This is a genomic window from Pseudomonas sp. AL 58 (assembly GCF_036348395.1).
Taxonomy (GTDB): domain Bacteria; phylum Pseudomonadota; class Gammaproteobacteria; order Pseudomonadales; family Pseudomonadaceae; genus Aquipseudomonas; species Aquipseudomonas defluvii.
Genome location: NZ_JAZBQR010000011.1, coordinates 118,570 through 137,156, shown reverse-complemented (window position 1 = coordinate 137,156; position 18,587 = coordinate 118,570). Strand labels below are relative to the sequence as shown.

14 protein-coding genes are annotated in these 18,587 nt (G+C 62.0%); 6 read left to right on the top strand and 8 right to left on the bottom strand.

Annotation, left to right across the window (positions count from 1 at the left end):
- Positions 1–12: 12 nt before the first annotated feature.
- The 4 genes from UIA24_RS14070 to UIA24_RS14055 form a co-directional block, all read right to left on the bottom strand.
- The gene (locus UIA24_RS14070; RefSeq protein WP_330523109.1) at positions 13–1,710 is read right to left on the bottom strand and encodes an FAD-binding protein; all 1,698 of its coding nucleotides are present in this window, start codon (positions 1,708–1,710) and stop codon (positions 13–15) included.
- 8 nt (positions 1,711–1,718) lie between these two features.
- The gene (locus UIA24_RS14065; protein ID WP_330523108.1) at positions 1,719–3,428 is read right to left on the bottom strand and encodes an FAD-binding protein; all 1,710 of its coding nucleotides are present in this window, start codon (positions 3,426–3,428) and stop codon (positions 1,719–1,721) included.
- A gap of 123 nt (positions 3,429–3,551) precedes the next feature.
- On the bottom strand, positions 3,552–5,243 hold the full coding sequence (locus UIA24_RS14060; protein ID WP_330523107.1) for a methyl-accepting chemotaxis protein: 1,692 nt from the start codon (positions 5,241–5,243) through the stop codon (positions 3,552–3,554).
- Positions 5,244–5,266: 23 nt separating this feature from the next.
- Complete coding sequence (locus UIA24_RS14055; protein WP_330523106.1) at positions 5,267–6,703, bottom strand: coniferyl aldehyde dehydrogenase; 1,437 nt, start codon at positions 6,701–6,703, stop codon at positions 5,267–5,269.
- A gap of 199 nt (positions 6,704–6,902) precedes the next feature.
- Here UIA24_RS14055 and UIA24_RS14050 point away from each other — a divergent pair, with 199 nt between their 5' ends.
- Both UIA24_RS14050 and UIA24_RS14045 read left to right on the top strand, forming a co-directional pair.
- On the top strand, positions 6,903–7,886 hold the full coding sequence (locus UIA24_RS14050) for a flavin reductase family protein (RefSeq protein WP_099774232.1): 984 nt from the start codon (positions 6,903–6,905) through the stop codon (positions 7,884–7,886).
- Between the two features lie 17 nt (positions 7,887–7,903).
- Complete coding sequence (locus tag UIA24_RS14045; RefSeq protein ID WP_099776615.1) at positions 7,904–9,214, top strand: spinster family MFS transporter; 1,311 nt, start codon at positions 7,904–7,906, stop codon at positions 9,212–9,214.
- 64 nt (positions 9,215–9,278) lie between these two features.
- Here UIA24_RS14045 and UIA24_RS14040 read toward each other — a convergent pair whose 3' ends face one another.
- The 3 genes from UIA24_RS14040 to pobA form a co-directional block, all read right to left on the bottom strand.
- Positions 9,279–10,043, bottom strand: coding sequence for an enoyl-CoA hydratase (locus UIA24_RS14040; RefSeq protein ID WP_330523105.1), 765 nt, complete (start codon positions 10,041–10,043; stop codon positions 9,279–9,281).
- A gap of 456 nt (positions 10,044–10,499) precedes the next feature.
- Positions 10,500–10,736: a twin-arginine translocase TatA/TatE family subunit gene (gene tatA, locus UIA24_RS14035; protein WP_330523104.1), complete on the bottom strand. Its 237-nt coding sequence runs from the start codon at positions 10,734–10,736 to the stop codon at positions 10,500–10,502.
- A gap of 63 nt (positions 10,737–10,799) precedes the next feature.
- Complete coding sequence (pobA, locus tag UIA24_RS14030; protein WP_330523103.1) at positions 10,800–11,987, bottom strand: 4-hydroxybenzoate 3-monooxygenase; 1,188 nt, start codon at positions 11,985–11,987, stop codon at positions 10,800–10,802.
- Between the two features lie 202 nt (positions 11,988–12,189).
- Here pobA and UIA24_RS14025 point away from each other — a divergent pair, with 202 nt between their 5' ends.
- Complete coding sequence (locus tag UIA24_RS14025) at positions 12,190–13,080, top strand: helix-turn-helix domain-containing protein (RefSeq protein ID WP_065761945.1); 891 nt, start codon at positions 12,190–12,192, stop codon at positions 13,078–13,080.
- Positions 13,081–13,300: 220 nt separating this feature from the next.
- Complete coding sequence (locus UIA24_RS14020; RefSeq protein WP_099774227.1) at positions 13,301–14,236, top strand: SphA family protein; 936 nt, start codon at positions 13,301–13,303, stop codon at positions 14,234–14,236.
- 76 nt (positions 14,237–14,312) lie between these two features.
- Here UIA24_RS14020 and UIA24_RS14015 read toward each other — a convergent pair whose 3' ends face one another.
- A complete protein-coding gene (locus UIA24_RS14015; RefSeq protein ID WP_330523102.1) occupies positions 14,313–16,163 on the bottom strand; it encodes a sigma 54-interacting transcriptional regulator in 1,851 nt (616 codons plus the stop codon).
- A 557-nt stretch (positions 16,164–16,720) separates the two neighbouring features.
- On the opposite strand from UIA24_RS14015, the gene pchA reads away from it, so the two are divergent.
- Both pchA and UIA24_RS14005 read left to right on the top strand, forming a co-directional pair.
- A complete protein-coding gene (gene pchA, locus UIA24_RS14010; protein ID WP_330523101.1) occupies positions 16,721–18,196 on the top strand; it encodes a 4-hydroxybenzaldehyde dehydrogenase in 1,476 nt (491 codons plus the stop codon).
- A 53-nt stretch (positions 18,197–18,249) separates the two neighbouring features.
- Positions 18,250–18,585 (top strand): c-type cytochrome, encoded by a 336-nt coding sequence (locus tag UIA24_RS14005; protein ID WP_065760041.1) that lies wholly within the window; start codon positions 18,250–18,252, stop codon positions 18,583–18,585.
- The last annotated feature ends 2 nt before the right edge of the window (positions 18,586–18,587 follow it).

The window sequence follows — 18,587 nt, the reverse complement described above, 5'->3', positions numbered from 1 at the left end:
CCTTGATCGTCATCAGCTCATCTCGTGTGCGCGGTTGTGTTGCAGTGGCTGTGCAGGGTTGATTGCGGCTGCCGTCCCGGCGCGACGCCCGGAGAACACGCAATCGGCCAGTGATAGACCACTGATGTACAGGTGTGAGGGAATACCCAGGGCGGTGCGACCGGCAGCGTAAAGGCCAGCGATGGGCTGCCCTTGGGTATCCAGCACGGCCCCGTTGCCTTCATCCACCCGCAAACCGCCCAGGGTCAACGCCCCTAGCGGGAAGACCGGGTTGGTCACGGAAATGTCACAGGCGTAGAACGGGCCCTGCTCAAGCACCTGGCGACCGCCTGGCGACTTGCCGAATGGATCGGGCGCCTCACCACGCGCAGCCGCATTGTTGGCCTGCAGCGACTGGCGCAATGCGCTGGCCTTCATGCCAGTGACCGTAGCCAGTTGCTCCAGGCACTTGCCCTTGCTCACCTTGAGCAGCATCAATGCCAGCGCCGGCACGCTCTGGAACCACCAGTACCCACCGAACAGTGCCTCCCGGATCGCCTTCTTGCGCAGCGGGGCATCAAGCACCAGCCAGGCCTTGCCGCCCTGCTCCTCCATCAACGGCTGGCCCAGCGTTGCGCCATAGACCTCTTCGTTGCAGAAACGCTGGCCTTGGCTGTTGACCACGATGCCCTTGTGCCAACTGTAGGGCGGATTGATGAACCGCCAGGCCGACACCCGATTCAGCGCAGCGCCTTCACCACCAGCGCTCACGCCCAGGCGCAGGCCGCTGCCGTCGCAGCCGGTGGCGCCTACCTTGAAGTTGCGGCGAAATTTCGGCGCATGCTGCTTGATCAGTTCGCGGTTGAAGATGAACCCGCCCGTACTGAGGATCACCCCGTTCCGGGCCCTGACCAGGCGTGGCCGGGCGAACTCGCGCTCCAGTTGGCTGACCCGCAGGCGTAACCTGTCACAGTAGACCGGGGAAAAGTTCTGCAAGCGCTCGGCACGGGCAGCCCAACGGGCGTGCAGCTTCGCCTGCTTGCTGCCCGGCGGCAGGCACCACAGCTCGGCACCGATCACCCGGCCCTCCTGGTCAAGCACCAGGCGCTTGGCGGCTGATTGCAGCAGTGGCCGCACCCCGGCGCGCAGGCAAGCCGCCTTGAGGTGCGAATACAGCACCGCACCACACTGGCCTTTGCCGACCGTACGGTGGCCGCGTGGCGCCGGAGGCAACGGGCCGCTGTGCTGCGGTACCAGCTCATTGCCGGAGTAGTAGAGGAAGTAGCCGTCGGGTGGATAGGAGGTCTTGCCACCTGGGGGCATCTGGTGCCCGTAAGGCGCACCGTGGCTTTCCAGCCAATCTAGGTTGGCCACGCTGTCCGCACAAAAGCGCCGCAGGGTCTCGTCGCTGACCACGCCCTGGGTTTCGTGCTTGAGGTAGTCGAACATGGCCTCGGGGGTATCACTGAAGCCTGCGGCGTACTGATACCGGGTCCCCCCACCGGCATACACGACGCCACCGCTCTTGGCACTGGCGCCGCCACCTGTGAAACGGTCGGCGATCAGCACATCGACGCCATTGGCGCGGGCCTCCAGTGCCGCACAGGCCCCGGCCGCGCCCCAACCGATGATCAGCACATCGCACTGCTCATCCCATGTCACGCTACTGCTGTCGGCAACGCGCAATGGTGCCTGAATCGCCGTACAGGTGCTGTTATCAGACATGTCCATGACGGCTCCTAACGCTGGCTGGCGAGGTGGTTGGCAGCGACATAGGCGAAGGTCATCGCCGGCCCGAGGGTGCCGCCCGCCCCCGGATAACTGGTACCCATTACCGACGCGGAGCAGTTGCCGATCGCGTACAGGCCGTCGATGGGCGTACCGTTGTCGCGCACCACTTGTGCATGTTCGTTGGTCAGCAAGCCGCCCTTGGTGCCAATGTCACCGGCATCCAGGCGCATGGCGTAGTACGGCCCCTTGCGCAGGGGCGCCAGGCACGGGTTGGGCTTGATATTGCTATCGCCGTAGTAACGGTCAAACACATTGCCGCCACGGTCGAAGTCCAGGTCCTGGCCGGTGCGCGCATAGTCGTTGACCTTGTCCACTGTGCGCTCAAGGCCCACTGCATCGACGCCGATCTGTTCGGCCAGTTGCGCCAGGGTGTCGGCCTTCCAGTACAAGGTGTTCAACCATTCCTTGCGCAGACGGCTGTCAGGCATGACCTGGGCCGGCATCAACGGGCCCATGGCGTAGTGGAAGCGGAAATGCCCGTCAAAAATCACCCAGGCCGGTACGGACTTTCCGCCTGTACGCTGATTGTCGCGGAGCATGGCATCGACGAACTCCAGGTACGGAGCCGCTTCGTTGACGAAGCGTTGCCCCTCGCTGTTGACCACAATTGCCCCGGGGAATGCCCGCTCGGCAAAAATACCGCGCGGTTTTTCCTCGCCCGGCACGGCAATGGTCGGCGCCCACCAGGCCCAGCCCATCAACGCGGTCGCCGCGCCCTGGGCGATCCCCGCTTCCAACGCGGCACCGGTGTTGTTGCCCGGTGGCGTCGCACTCCAGGCCATGCGAGTCGGCTTGGGCAGGTATTGCTCGCGCAGTGCCTGGTTCTGCTCGAAGCCACCGGAGCCCAGAATCACCCCGTAACGCGCATGCAGCTGCTTTTCCTGACCATCGCGTTGCACCGTGACCCCGGTGACCCGGCCCTGCTCCGTGAGCAACCCACGAAAATCGGTGTTCAGCCACAACGGCACGTTACGGTCCATCAGAGAACGACGCAGTGACGCAACCAACGCGCTGCCAAGGGCTGCGCGGCGGTCGAATTTACTTTTGCGCCGCCATTTGAAGTCCAGCTTGTAACGCAGCATCAGGCCCATGATCAGCCAGCGCCAGCCGAAGCTGCGGGCCATGGCCTTGTGCGCATGCCGGGCAGTCCAGGCAATACGCCCCATCAGCAAGGTCGAGGGTGACGGTTTGCGCAGGTTGTCCAGTTCCTCACCGAGCAGGCTGGTGTCGAACAACTCGGGGTCGAGGGTGCGTCCTCCGGGCAGCGAACCAGGCAAATGCGGGTAGTAGTCCGGGTACTTGGCAGCCACCGCATAACGTACCCGACTGGTACGGGTGAGCGCCTCGATCATCTTTGGCGCATTGTCCAGGTAGGCCTGCAGGCGCGCATCATCGACGTGCTCGCCAGCCGCGGCCTTGAGGTAGCGCATCGCCAACTCGAAGCTGTCGTTACCGCCCTGGCGAGCAAAGTAGTGATTGTTCGGGATCCAGATCCCACCGCCGGAAATAGCCGAAGTACCACCGTACTTGTCGCTTTTTTCCACGATCAGCACGCTGAAACCCTGGTCGGCGAGGAAGACCGCCGACGTCATCGCACCTGCACCCGAACCAACGACGATCACGTCGTAGTGGGTTTGAGACTGAACTTGAGCCGTCATTGTTGTTATGCCATTAGCTGAGGTCAGGAAAGACCGCCGACGACGATACGGGGACGCTGGCGGTGTGCATCCCATGATCACGGCTGACCGGGGCGCTCTCATCGTCAAAGCGGACTAGACCCGTCAGACGACATTGAACCTGGCGGACAACTGGTCCAGTGCACGCGCCAACTGCTCCAGGTCAGACGCCGCCGCGGCACTGCGGCCGGCATTGGCCGAGAGCACGCCGGTGCCGGCCGAAACGCTCTCGACGCGCACGACCATCTCCTGGGTGACCCGTACCTGTTCGGCGATCACCACAGCAATGGTGTCGACGCTTCGAATCACATCGTCAGTACCACTGCGGATCTGCGCCACCGAGTCGCCGGCCTCCTCTGCCAGCCCGACCCCATCACGCACCCGACTGATCACCCGGTCCATCCCGCCAACCACCGCCTGGGTCCCCTCCTGGATGTGTTGTACCGTGAGGTCGATTTCACCGATTGAACGGGCCGTACGTTGTGCCAACAGCCTGACCTCATCGGCCACCACGGCAAAACCACGGCCCTGCTCTCCTGCCCTTGCGGCCTCGATGGCGGCGTTCAGCGCCAGTAAATTGGTTTGTTCGGCAATGCTGCGAATCACATTCAGCACCGTACTGATCTCGCCGGAGAAGACTTCCAGCTCACGGATATGCACGGCGGTGTCGCTGATCACGTCGCTGATACGGTTCATTCCATGGGCCATATCGCGGATAAAACCTTCGCTTTTGCCCGAGCGCCCCGCCGAGTGCTGTGTGATGTTGCGTGAAACCCCGACCTGGGTATCGACTTCGCTGATTGAACCCGACAGTTGCTCAACTGCAGAAGAGATGCCGCGCACGGCGTCAGCCTGCTGCTGCGCAGCCAACGAGGCCAGCTCTGCCGATTCGGCCATGTGCGCCGCCTCGTGACTGACACGCTGCACCAACGCGCGCATCTGCGAGATCAACCCGTGCAGGCTGTCGCGCATCGTCGCGATATCACCCAGCATCCGGGCAAACTCATCGCGCCCCTTGACCTCGATGGGCTGCGACAGGTCGCCACTGGCAATCGCGCGCACACTGGCGCCCGCCTGGGCAAAAGCCCGTTTCAGGCGACGCAAGGTCGAGAACGCGGTAACGCTGCCAGCCAAAACCCCCACCACCGCCAGCACCAGGTACGCCAGCAGGGTCGAGCGATAGCGTTGCTGGGCGAGGTCGTATGCCCGCGCAGCCGCTTCCTTCTGCAACGTCTGCAGCTTGCCCAGTTCAATACCCGCCGCATCGCCAGCAGGTTCGGCCATGCGCAGGAACGAAATGATGCCGGACAGGCGATAGTCACCCGCGCGCAAGGACTCCAGCAAAAGCTCCAACTCACCCAGCCAGGCCTGGTAATGGCCATCAAAGGCCTCGGCCACCTGCTGTTCATGGCTGGACAAGGGGCGTTGGCGGTAGCTGGCCCACACCTGCGCGAGCGCGTGATTGTTGGCTTCGATGGCCGCTAGCGTCACATCGATCGAGCGGTCGAACGCCGCCACCAGCGGGCCTTCCGGGTCATGCTGAATAGCAAGCAACACCAGCCGCCGACTTTCATCGAGACGGTGCTGAACCTCACCGACAGTGAGCAGCGTCGCCAGATTGTCTTCATTGATGGTACGCAGACTGTCACGGGCCTGTTGCAGGCCATAGCCACCAAAACCGACCGCAACGATAAACAACAGTGTGGCCAACAACGCCCAGAACCACAGGCGCTGGGCAATAGTGATCGCGTTGAACATAAGCAACGGTAAACCCCGTAGAGGCGACAAGGCGCTCATCCGAGCGCCCCATGCACAATGAGTCAGTCAGCGGTGACCATGGCCATCATGGCCGCGAGGTAATGCTCACTATACGGCGGCAGCAGGCCCCATTCACGGCGCGGGTCATGCGCAGGCGCCTTGAACACGGTGCGCAGGTGACTGAACTCAAGAAACCCTTCACGGCCGTGGTAATGCCCCATGCCAGAGGCGCCCACGCCGCCGAACGGCGCATCGTGCATCGCCGCATGCATCATCACGTCGTTGACGGTGACGCCGCCCGACAGGGTGTGTTCCAGTACCCGCTGCTGCTCCTGTTGATCCTCGCCAAAGTAGTACAGCGCCAGCGGACGTGGCCGGGCGTTGATGTCGGCGATCACCCCATCAAGGTCCTCATACGTGAGCACCACCATGGCCGGGCCAAAGATTTCTTCGCGCATGATCTGGCTGTCACCCGGCGGATTGACCACCACACGCAGGGGCCGGCGACGGTCCTCGGCATCAACCGCCAACGCCTCCGGCAGGCTTTCGATGCGAGCCCCCAGGGCCCGGGCCTCGTCCACATAGCCTTCGACACGGGCCAGATGCCGCTGATTGACCACTGCCACCACATCCGGGTTGCCGGCAACCGAGGGGTTGAGCTCGCAATAGGCACTGCGCAAGGCGCTGAGGAAAGTTTCAAGGTGCGCCTGTGGTACATACACCAGGTCGGGATTGATACAGATCTGCCCGCCATTACAGGCTTTGGCTGCGGCGATGCTGAACGCCGCCTTGTTCAGGTCGGCACTGCGCGCAATGATCACTGGCGACTTACCGCCCAACTCCAACGTCACCGGTACCAGGTTCTGCGCAGCATTACGCATCACAGCGCGACCAATCGCAGTACTGCCGGTAAACACCATGTGGTCAAACGGCTGGGCGGTGAAGCCTTCCGCCAGCTCAGCGCCCCCCGTGACCACGGCGATCTCCAGCGGGTCAAGGTGCTCAGCACACAACTGCGCTACCGCCTCAGCGGTACGCGGAACCACCTCCGACGGTTTGAGAATCGCCCGGTTGCCCGCCGCCAGTGCGCAAGCCAGCGGGCTGAACAAGGTAAACAGCGGGGCGTTCCAGGTACCAATGATGCCCACGGTCCCTTTGGGCTGATACATGACCCAGGCCTTGGCGCCCAGTTGGTCGTAGGGCGCGAATGCCGGGCGCGGCTCGTCCTGCATCCAGAGGTGCAGGTTGTCCCGCGCATGCTTGAGCGACGAGAGAGAACCCAGCACGTCGTTCATCAGGGAAAAGCCTGCAGGCCTGCCGCCGAAATCCTGATCCATCGCTTCGGTCAACACACCGTGGTGACGCACGAGCAGGTCGATCACCTGCTGAATACGCCGACGACGTGTGTCGGCACTGACCGCGCCGGCGCTGTTAAAGGCTTGTTTCTGCCGGGATAACAGGCTCGAAAGCGCTTGTACGGATGACGTGGCTGAACTCATTCGTGTCCCCTCGCTGATGCTGGCCCCAAGGCCCGGAAGCGCCGGATGCGCATGGGGCCACACTAGTCGCGGGGCGACGCCCGGCGCCTCGTCCGATCGGACGAGAATCGAACAAAAGCGTTAGTCCGTTGAGACGATGTACAGCGCCCTGCGGCGACCAATACTGGCCACACGAAAACTCCACTCCATGAGGTCTATCATGGCTATGCAAAACGCCAGCTTCGATCCCCAGGCCTTCCGCGCCGCGCTCGGTACCTTCACTACCGGGGTCACGATCATCACGACCCAGGCCGAAGACGGCTCACCGGTGGGGATCACCGCCAACAGCTTCAACTCGGTATCGCTCAACCCGCCACTGGTGCTCTGGAGCCTGTCGAAGAACGCCCGCAGCCTGCCGGTTTTCAGCAACGGCAAGCACTGGAATGTGCATGTCCTGTCTACCGAACAGGAAAAACTCTCGGGGCGCTTCGCCACCCAGGGCGAAGACAAGTTTGCCGAAGTCCAACTCGATAATGGCGTCAGCGAGGCGCCCTTGCTGCAAGACTGCACCGCACGCTTTCAATGCCGTACTGCCTTCCAGTATGAGGGCGGCGACCATGTGATCTTTGTCGGGGAAGTGCTGGCCTTCGATCACAGCGACCGGGCGCCGCTGGCGTTCCAGAGCGGCCAGTATGCGCTGGCCACCCGCAAGCCGCGCAGCGAGCTGCGCCTGGCAACCACACCGCCGCCACCGGAATGCAGCTACACCGAAGACCTGCTCGGCTACTTGCTCGGGCGCGGGCACTACCAGGTGCTCAATGCCCTGCGGCGCATGGTGAGCAACCAGCAGCTGGACGAACAGGCCTTTTTCATTCTCTCGGTGCTGTGTATCCGCGATAACCTGAGCCTTGAGGAAATCAACACCTTTGTCAGCTACACCGGCCATGAGGTCACACTGGCCGGCATGCGCTTTCTCGAGCGCCAGCACCTGGTGGCGATCGAGGGCGATGCCGATCAGTTGCGTTTCGTGCTCACGGCAAACGGCCGCGAGGTGTCGCTGCAACAGTTGGCGCTGGCCAAGGTGGTGGAGGAAGAACTGTCGGCCAAGCTCGGCAGTGCCGACGCGCAAGCCCTCAAGGTCTTGCTCAAGCGCCTGATTGTAGTGAGCGACCCCGGCTTGCCCGATCTCTGGGCGCCGCGATGACGAGCGGCGCAACCGTCATGCCGGCCACCTCGGTCGGCTGGCGCAGCCACGGCCTGTTGTTGCTGCTGGCACTGGTGTTCGCCGACAACTTTGTCGGGCGCCAGATACTTGCGGTGATGATTGAGCCAATCAAGTCGGAGTTCGGGGTCGGCGACACGGCCATGGGCCTGATCTCCGGGCTGGCCTTCGCGGCGGTGTATGCGCTGATGGGCTTGCCGGCGGGACGTCTGGTGGATCGTCTGCCGCGTACGCGCCTGCTCGCACTGTCGTGCCTGCTCTGGGCGTTGGCAACGATGGCCTGCGGGCTGGCCGGCAGCTTTCTGGTACTGGCCATTGCCCGGATGCTGGTCGCGGTCAGCGAATCACCAACGACCTCGGCATCCCTGTCCTTGATCGCCGACCTGTATCCACCGCATCGACGTTCACTCGCCATCAGTTGCTTCACCGCCGCGCCAACGTTTTCCTCGATCATCGGCTTGAGTATCGGTGCCTGGGTGGTCGAAGTGTATGGCTGGCGTACAGCATTCATTGCCCTTGGCCTGCCCGCCCTATTGTTTGCCGCCATCATGGCCATCGTGGTGCGCGACCCGGTACGGGGGCGCTGGGACCTAAGCCCTGCTCCCGCCCATGCCCACGCGCCACTGCTCGGCATGGGCGCTGAAGCCCGCAAGCTATGGGCGCTGCCTGCCTATCGCTGCCTGATACTGGCGGGCGGCCTGACCACGCTCAGCTCCTACGCCATTGGCATGTGGAACACCAGCTTCCTGGTACGCTCCCACGGCCTCTCGCTGCAACATGCCGGCCTGTTAGCTGGGGTCATCTGCGGCACCGCCGCCGGTGTCGGGGGCCTGTTCAGCGGCTGGTTGAGCGACCGCCTGAGCCGACGCAACCCGCACTGGCAGCTCTCGATTCCGGTGCTGGGTCACTTGACCGCCATCGCCACCCTGAGCACCTACCTGCTCTGGCCCGACACCGTGCTGGTCACGCTCGGCAGCGTACCGATTCCAACGGCCATGGTGTGGTGTGCGCTCTACAGCTTCTTCGCCGTTTGGTGGGTAGCGCCGTCCTACAACCTTGTCACCCAATTGGTACCGTCCAACCGGCGCGGTACGGCCATGGCCCTGCAAACCATCGTCAGCACACTGCTCGGTGTCGGCATCGGGCCGCTGGTGACCGGCCTGTTCAGCGACATGCTGCAACCCCTGCTTGGCCAGCAGTCCTTGCGTTATGCGCTACTGCTGGTAAGCCTGCCGGTCATTGGCTCCGTACTGTTGCTGATCCGGACCTCGACCCACGCCTCCAGAACGGCCTATAGCCACGCGCTGTAAGCCTTGAACCACGCGTGTTTTCTTCGATGGGCAGCCTGTTCAAACACGGCTGCCCATCCCTCGATCAGAACCGGCTGAAATCCGGTTTACGTTTCTCGGTGAAGGCTGCGATCGCTTCTCGGGCGGCCTCTGCGTCAAGCATTTGAGCAAAGCGCTTCGCTTCTTCATTGATGCGTGCCAGCACGTCACCGGCATCTGCCAGTTTCAGCAGGCGCTTGGTCTCCATGACAGCACTCGACGGTTGCTGGGCAATCTTGCGTGCCTGGGACAACGCGAAGTCAAGGACGGCTTCCGGTGGCAGCACGCGATTGACCAGCTTCGACTGCAGCGCAAACTCGGCATCGAACGGCTCGCCGGTCAGCAACGCCTCGGCAGCGCCCTGATGACCAAACAGCTTGGGCAAGAGCAAGCTGGACGCGGCTTCCGGGCAAAGGCCGAGACTGACGAAAGGCACGCTGAAACGGGCGTTGGTGCCCGCATAGACCAGGTCGCAGTGCAGCAACAGCGTCGTGCCGACACCGACCGCCACGCCACAGACGGCCGCGACAATCGGTTTGGGAAATGCGCTCAAGGTGCGCAAGAAACGCCAGACCGGGGCATCCTCGGTCGCGGGCGGATGCGCGATGAAGTCACCAAGATCATTGCCGGCAGAGAAGACCTGCTCACTGCCACGAATCAGCACCACGCGAACCTCGCGGTCAACCGCTGCACTGACCAGCACCTCGCTGAGCGCGTCATACATGGTCGCGGTAATGGCGTTTTTCTTTGCTTCACGGTTAAAAGCAATCGTGAGGACGCCGGCCTCCTGAGTGGTGAAAATATCGCTCATCCTTGCCTCATTGGTTAAGTAAGCCACATGCCACACGAGTATGCCTTGCCAGCTTTCGCGGGTGTTGAAAACCAATAGGACAAAGACGTCGCCTGCCGGCGTTATCGCGGGCAAGCCCGGCTCCTACAGGCTGCGCGGACTCTGTTGGAGCTGGCTTGCCTGCGATGGCGTCGGTGGGGTATCCGCGAGTGCGCGGCGTCTGCATCGCGGGCAAGCCCGGCTCCTACAGCTTGCGCGGGGCCTGTTGGAGCTGGCTTGCCTGCGATGGTATCGGCGGGGTATCCGCGAGTGCGCGGCGTTTGCATCGCGGGCAAGCCCGGCTCCTACAGCTTGTGCAGGCTCTGTTGGAGCTGGCTTGCCTGCGATGGCGTCGGTGGGATGCCCGCGAGTGCGCGGCGCCTGCATCGCGGGCAAGCCCGACTCCTACAGCTTGCGATGGCTTCAGCGAGGCGTCAGTCAGCGGTTGCCAGGGTGTTCCTCGCGTGCGGCGTGCTGAGCCTCACGGGCTTCACCTTCAACCCGCACCGACGCGACTGCCGGCGCCGGTACATCATCCTCGCTGTTCACCGAACGGCGAAAACCCTTGATCGATTCACCCAGGTCGGCACCCAGGTGCTTCAGACGCTTGCTGCCAAACAGCAGCACCGCCACAACCAACACTACCAGCCAGTGTTTCCAGTCAAACACACCCATGATTCAGTCTCCGTTTGCACAGTGCAACGCCCGCACCCAGGTTGCGGGCGCCCAACACGCTGATTACTCGACGTCTTCGTAAGGCAGGCCGACGTAGTTTTCGGCGATATTGACCAGGCCGGCATGGGAGTTGAGGAAGTACTCACGGTCGGCTTGCTGCATCTTCTGGTCCCAGGCGTCCTTGTGGTCGCCGAAATCATGCAACAGGTTGGTCATGAACCAGCTGAAACGTTCGCCTTTCCAGATACGGCGCAGCGCCAGTTCCGAATACTTCTCCAGCAGGTCGGTGCGGCCTTCCTTGTAGACCTTGACCAGGATGCGGTACAGGTAGCACACGTCGGAGGCGGCCAGGTTCAGGCCTTTTGCGCCGGTCGGCGGCACGATGTGAGCCGCGTCGCCCACCAGGAACAACTTGCCATACTGCATCGGCTCAACCACGTAGCTGCGCAACGGGGCGATGCTCTTCTCCAGCGATGGACCGGTCACCAGCTTGTCGGCCACTTCCTGCGGCAGACGTGCCTTGAGCTCATCCCAGAAGCGTTCATCGGACCACGCTTCGACCTTGTCGGTCAGCGGTACTTGCAGGTAGTAACGGCTGCGGGTCAGCGAGCGCTGGCTGCACAGGACGAAACCACGGTCATGGTGGGCATAGATCAGTTCATGGTTGACCGGTGGGGTGTCGGACAGCAGGCCCAGCCAGCCGAATGGATACACGCGCTCGTATTGGGTGAGGATCTCCTCCGGGATGCTCTTGCGGGCAACACCGTGGAAGCCGTCGCAACCGGCGATGTAGTCACAATCGATGCGGTAGGTTTCGCCGCCTTTTTCAAAGGTGACGTAAGGATTTTCGCCCTTCATCTCGTGCGGCTGCACATTCTCGGCCGAGTAGATGATCGGCGCACCGCTGGCAGTGCGAGCGTCCATCAGGTCACGGGTGACTTCCGTCTGGCCATAGACCATCACGGTCTTGCCACCGGTCAGCGCTTTGAGGTCAACGCGAATGCGCTTACCGGCAACCAGCAACTCGACGCCGTCGTGAACCAGGCCCTCGGCGTCCATACGCTCGGAAACACCGGCTTCACGGAGCATGTCCACCGTGCCTTGCTCCAGTACACCGGCACGAATGCGACTGAGCACATAGTCCGGTGTCTGACGTTCAAGAATGATGTTGTCGATGCCAGCCTTGTGCAGCAGTTGACCCAGCAGAAGTCCAGAAGGGCCGGCACCGATAATCGCAACCTGAGTTTTCATTACTGTGATCTCACATGGGCACTCCAGCCGGTTTCGGGCAACGACTGGAGGTTATTGTTTTATTTGGCCCCTGCATTTTTACTTACAAAAACTGGAAAAAAAGGTGATATTTCGCCCATGAATTGCACTTTTGAAAATACGGTTCGATTATCGAACGAACCAATACACCCCTCTAACCACACCCGCCAGGTCGCTTCGCACGATGAAAACCAGCCTTCCCAGCATCCCCGTATTCAAGCTGTACGGTGAAAACCAGGCATGGCCAACCCCGGACCTGCTGCACTGCGAGTCGATCCCCAAACGCAGTAGCCTGCACCATTGGGAGATCAAGCCACACCGTCACGCCGACCTGTTCCAGTTGCTCTACGTACAGCGTGGCCAAGCGATGGTCGAGGTCGAGGGACGGCGTACAAAGGTGTTGGAAGCGTCGATCCAGGTCACGCCGCCGCTGACCGTGCATGGCTTTCAGTTTTCAGAAAATATCGAGGGCTACGTACTCACCCTTGGTGCGCCACTGGTCGCGCAATTGGAGGCACAATTGGGTGCGCCACTGACCGTCCTGGCATCGTCCGGCTGCTACCCGGTCGGGCGTGATCGCCGTACCCTCAATACCCTGTTCACAGCCCTGCACCAGGAGTATGAAGGCAGCGCGCCAGCACGCGACCTGCTGCTGCACTCCCTGGTCAATGTGCTGATGGTCTGGATCAGCCGCCAAGGCCTGCAGAACAGGCAACCAAGTAGCCGTGGCGAACGCAACCAGCAATTGCTCAGCAGCTTTATCAAACTGGTGGAACAGCATTACCGGGAGCATCTCTCAGTGGAGCACTTCGCCCACCGTGTCGGCCTTTCCAGCGTGCACCTCAATACCCTGTGCCGAGAACTGGCCGGGCAGACAGCGCTGCAGATCATTCACCAACGCCTGCTACTGGAAGCCAAGCGCAGCCTGATCTACACCACCATGAGCATCAGCCAGTTGTCAGACAGCCTGGGCTTCAGCGACCCGACCTACTTCTCACGCTTCTTCCGCCGCCTCAGTGGCCAGACCCCTAACGCATTCCGCCAAGCGGCCGGGCACCACGAAAGCGGCGCCTGAACACCCGCGAGTTTTTCGCAGTCAGCCGAATTTTCTTAATAAATACCGCCACTTTCAGGCATGCAAGGCGCAGAAACGTTAGGCCTTAAAAACATAACTTATTGATTTTAAAGGCTAAAAAATAAAATTAAAAACTGGCACGGTAGTTGAGAGGCGTCCCCCTTGCGCAGCGGCATAAAACCCTCTGCGCATGACTCATAACAATAAGGCTGACCCTCTCATGCATCAGAAATTCACCCTCGCCACACCCCTTGCGCTCACTGCTGCCCTTCTGCTGGCCAGCACGGCTTCACAGGTTCAGGCCACTGAAGGCGGTATCTCATCCTGGCCGATGGGCATCGAAAACTACGGTATGGGTATCCTGCCGCCACCTGGCACGTACGGTCAGGTGTTCGTCGGCAACTACCTGGCCGACACCCTGCGCGACAACGCCGGCGACAAAGCGGCTGACATCGACCTGCGCGTGACCACCATCGTTCCACGTTTTGTCTGGGTTACCGAGCAGAAGGTCCTGGGTGGCAACCTCGGCTTTCATGCGTTGCTGCCACTCAACGATATCCGCCTGAACGTCAAGAATGGTCCGCACGACCACAAGCGCGGCATCGGTGACGCGCACCTCGGCCCGGTGATCGGCTTCCACCACAGTGACAAGTTCCACACTGCCGTGGGCGTCGACTTCGTGCTGCCTACCGGTAGCGAGTACGACAAGAACGACCTGGTCAACCTGGGCAACAACTACTACACAGTGCAGGCCGTGTATGCCATGACCTACATGGACCCCAACGGCTTCAATGCCGACGTGCGCCTGATGCACGACTACAACTTCGAGAACAAGGACACCCACTACCAGTCTGGCCGCGAACTGCATGCGGACTACACCCTCGGCTGGGGCCTGGGCAACGGCTGGGTACTCGGTGTCGGCGGCCACGCCTATCAGCAGATCAGCGATGACAAATGCAGCGCCTCGAACTGCGCAGCCGCAGCCCTGGTTGACGCCAACGACGGCAACCGTGGCCGCTCCTTCTCGATTGGCCCTGCAGTGCAGTACACCAGCAAGAACGGCTGGTCGCTGAGTGCCAAGTGGCAGGACGAATCGGGCGTGCGCAACCGCGCCGAAGGCCAGACATACTGGCTGAAGTTCACCACCGCGCTGTGAGCCGCCCCCGCAGGCCGTAATGAAAACGCCCCGAACCGTACAGGTTGCGGGGCGTTTTTAATCGCACTACAGGGCTTCAACCACCCTTGAGGCGGTAACTGACCTGAGCTCGGCTCATGCCGAGCATCTGTGCGGCCGCAGTCACATTGCCACCGGAGCGTTCCAGCGCCAGGCGCACCAGGCGCAATTCGATCTCTTCCAGCGAGGTACTCAAGACCCGCTGGCGTCCCGAGACAAAGTCCTGCAGGCTCGCCAACGCCGGCTCCTCGGCCGCACCATCGGCCACAGGCTCAACGGTAGGCTCCGAGGCGGGCGGTACAGCCTCCTCAGCGGCTCGCGTCGCCGACAGACGCCCCTCGGCAGTCAGGCCGATCGCCGTCGCCATCAGCGGCGCCCCGGCTTCGGTCAGGTGCACAACGTCCATCACCTCGCCATCACCAGCAGCAATCACACCGCGTTCGATGAGGTTCTGCAGTTCGCGGATATTGCCCGGGAAACGGTAGGTCAGCAGTGCATTGACCAAGCGCGTGCTGAAACCGGCCAACTGACGACCATGACGCTGGCTGAAGATACGCAGGAAGTAGCTCATCAACAGCGGAATATCTTCTCGACGTTCACGCAGCGGCGGCAGGTGAATCGGGAAGACGTTCAGTCGATAGAACAGGTCTTCACGAAAACGTCCGGCTTCGACTTCACGGCGCAAGTCCAGGTTGGTGGCGGCGATCACCCGTACGTCAACCGCGATTGGCGCCGTACCCCCTACCCGCTCGATCTCGCCTTCCTGCAAGGCACGCAGAATCTTGCTCTGCGCACTGAGGCTGAGCGTGGCAATTTCATCAAGGAACAAGGTACCGCCATCAGCCCGCTCGAAACGCCCGGGCCGCGAACGGTCAGCCCCGGTGAAGGCCCCGCGCTCGACACCAAACAGCTCGGCCTCCACCAGATTCTCTGGCAGGGTTGCGCAGTTCAAGGCCACCAGTTGCGTGTGGTGCCGCAAACTGGCCTGATGCAGGGTACGTGCAAACAACTCCTTGCCCACGCCAGACTCGCCGGTCAGCAGGACCGTGGCCTGGGTCGGTGCTACGCGTTGCAACAGCTGACTGGCCGCGACAAAGGCAGCGGAAATCCCCACCAGCTGTTTACCCTCAGGCGGTACGTCGAGCTCGGCAAGGGTAGTCTCGGTACCTGAGCTGTAGGCACTGCGGCTCAGGAAGTCACCCGCGTCCAGATACGCCAGGTCGACGTCGATATCCTCCCACTGCTCGGCCGGCTTGCCGACGATGCGGCAGGCCTGGTGCCCCATGGCGCGGCACTCCTCCTCGCGAAAGACCACCAGACGCCCGAGCAGCGACGAGGCATAGCCGCTGGCATAGCCGATCTCCATCCAACAGGCCGGTTCGCCACCCAAGCCGTAGACCGCAATGTGTTCGTCGTCCTCCAGGGAGTTGTGCCAGAGGAATTCGGAGTAGAAGTGCCCGGCGCTGGAATCGATCTCGAAACGCACGACCTCGACATTGACCATGCCCTCAAGCATATGCAGGCGCGGCCCAGCGCTGTAGAGGCTGGCGTGATCACCCTCGGGCCATTGCTCGCTGACCTGCGCAGCATCGCGTGCACCGGCTTGCCAGCCGATACGCGTGAGCAAGCCACGCGCCTTGTCAAACCCCAGCGCGTCAATCAGTTCACGGCGAATAGCCCCGAACGCCGAGCCCTGCAGCAGCATCATGCGCTGGCCGCACAGCCATATGCTGCCATCCTGTGGGGCGAATGCCACGGTTTCAGCCAGTTGTTCAGCGGAAGGCAAACCACTGGCACCGAACTGGCTGGCCCGATCAACGATCAGGCGCTTCTGTCGACCGAGTAACTGCTTGAGAAAATCCTCATCCGCAGGACGGCCGGTCTTGCTGGTTGTTGTTGTACGAGTCATAGGCAATCAACAGAAGGCAGATAAGTAGCCTTTCAGTATGCCCAGCCCCCCCGTCGGGTCAATCGGCAGGCAGACGACTAGCCACCCTCTTCAGGTACTTTCGTCCGATAACCGCACAATTTCTCTTCATTCGGCGCACTGCCGAGCTTTCGACAGCTTGCGACTTCTCTGCATAAATTTCCGCACCTGCCGCTTCAAACCCTCCTGCCCGCGACATCCTGCCGCGTCTTAAATTTCTCGCAAGCTACTGTTTTAAAAGGGATAAATTAATTTTAAGCCGCGTGGCACGATAATTGTTAGTCACAGGTCACGTGCACATCGATAAAAAAAATACAGGTGACCCCGACATGACCACTGCCCACTTCGCGCTTGACACCCGCTGCACCTTGCCGGTGCGGCTAGTCTCCTTGTGCAACCTCCCGGACAGTGCCCTCGGTGCCCTCCATCAGCTGCAAGGCTGAACCGTAACCCTGCGTACCACGACCAGCCGGAAGCCTTCGGCCAGCGGCGCTCAAGCCGCTGATGGATGACCTTTCGGTTCTATAAGAGAGAACATCATGACCGCTACTCGCCCTGCCTATCAGAACCTTGACTTGCAGCCGCTCGCCGGAGAATGGCGTGCCGGCAGCGCCGGTCGCTCGCTGGAAGTGTTCGACCCCTTCACCCAACAGCGTTTGCTGGACATTCCCCTGGCCAATCGCGAAGACCTGGACGTGGCCTACCGCAAGGCACGCGAAACCCAGGCCGAGTGGGCAAGCAAAGGGCCCGCCGCGCGCGCCCAGGTGCTGCTTAATGCGGTGAAGATCTTCGACGAACGCCGCGAAGAAATCATCGACTGGATCATCCGGGAGTCCGGCAGTACCCGCATCAAGGCACAGATCGAGTGGGGCGCCGCCCGTGCCATCACCCTGGAGTCGGCCAGCCTGCCGAGCCGCGTACACGGGCGCATCATTGCGTCGAACATCCCGGGCAAGGAAAGCCGCGTCTACCGCATGCCACTGGGCGTGATCGGTGTCATCAGCCCGTGGAACTTCCCCCTGCACCTGACCGCCCGCTCACTGGCACCCGCCCTGGCCCTGGGCAACGCTGTGGTGGTCAAACCGGCCAGCGATACCCCGGTCACCGGCGGCCTGCTGCTGGCGCGTATTTTCGAAGAAGCCGGCCTGCCAGCTGGCGTACTCAGCGTGGTCGTGGGCTCCGGCGCGGAAATCGGCGATGCCTTTGTCAAGCACCCGGTACCGGCGTTCATCTCGTTCACCGGCTCCACTCAGGTTGGGCGCAACATCGGCCGCATTGCCAGCGGCGGCGAACACCTCAAGCACGTTGCCCTCGAGCTGGGCGGCAATAGCCCGTTCGTGGTCCTGGCCGACGCTGATGTCGAGCAGGCCGTCAATGCCGCCGTGGTGGGCAAGTTCCTGCACCAGGGGCAGATCTGCATGGCGATCAACCGCATCATCGTCGAACAGCCACTGCTGGAAGCCTTCACCCGCCGCTTCGTCGAGCGCGTCGAAGCCCTTCCCTACGGCGACCCGAGCAAGGCCGAAACCGTGGTCGGCCCGGTGATCAACGCCAAGCAACTGGCCGGCCTGCAGGAGAAGATCAACACGGCCATCGCCGAGGGCGCCACGCTGCTGGTCGGCGCGCAAGCCCAGGGCAATGTAATGCCACCGCATGTGTTCGGCGACGTGACCGCCGACATGGAGATCGCCCGGGAAGAAATCTTTGGCCCACTGGTCGGCATTCAGTCCGCCCGTGATGCCGAGCATGCCCTGGAGCTGGCCAACCGCAGCGAGTACGGCCTGTCCAGCGCGGTGTTCACCTCCAGCCTGGAGCGCGGCGTGCAGTTCGCCCAGCGTATTCATGCCGGCATGACCCACGTCAACGACATCCCGGTCAATGACGAACCCAACGCACCGTTCGGTGGCGAGAAGAATTCCGGCCTTGGCCGCTTCAATGGCGACTGGGCCATTGAAGAGTTCACCACTGATCACTGGATCACCCTGCAACACGCCCCTCGTCCGTATCCATTCTGATCCGGCCCAAGGCTCCTATGAACCAACCTACCAATAAAAAAATGGAGTACGAAATGTCATCACTCCTCAACAGTTCAGCTGTGAAACGGACTTTCGCTGCTTGCTTCGCCCTGCCTTTTGTCGTGCTTGCCGGTAATGCCGCCGCCGATGGTGATGGCGTCTGGAAAGGCGGAGAAAACGTCTACGCCAAGGTTTGCGGCCACTGCCATGAAAACAAGGTCGGCCCGGTGATCAAGGGTCGCCAACTGCCACCGGCGTACATCACCGCCGTGGTGCGCAACGGCTTCCGCGCCATGCCGGCCTTCCCCGCTTCGTTCATCGACGACAACTCGCTGCAACAGGTCGCCGACTACATTTCCAAAGCGTCTGCGCCAGCGGCCAAACCTTAAGG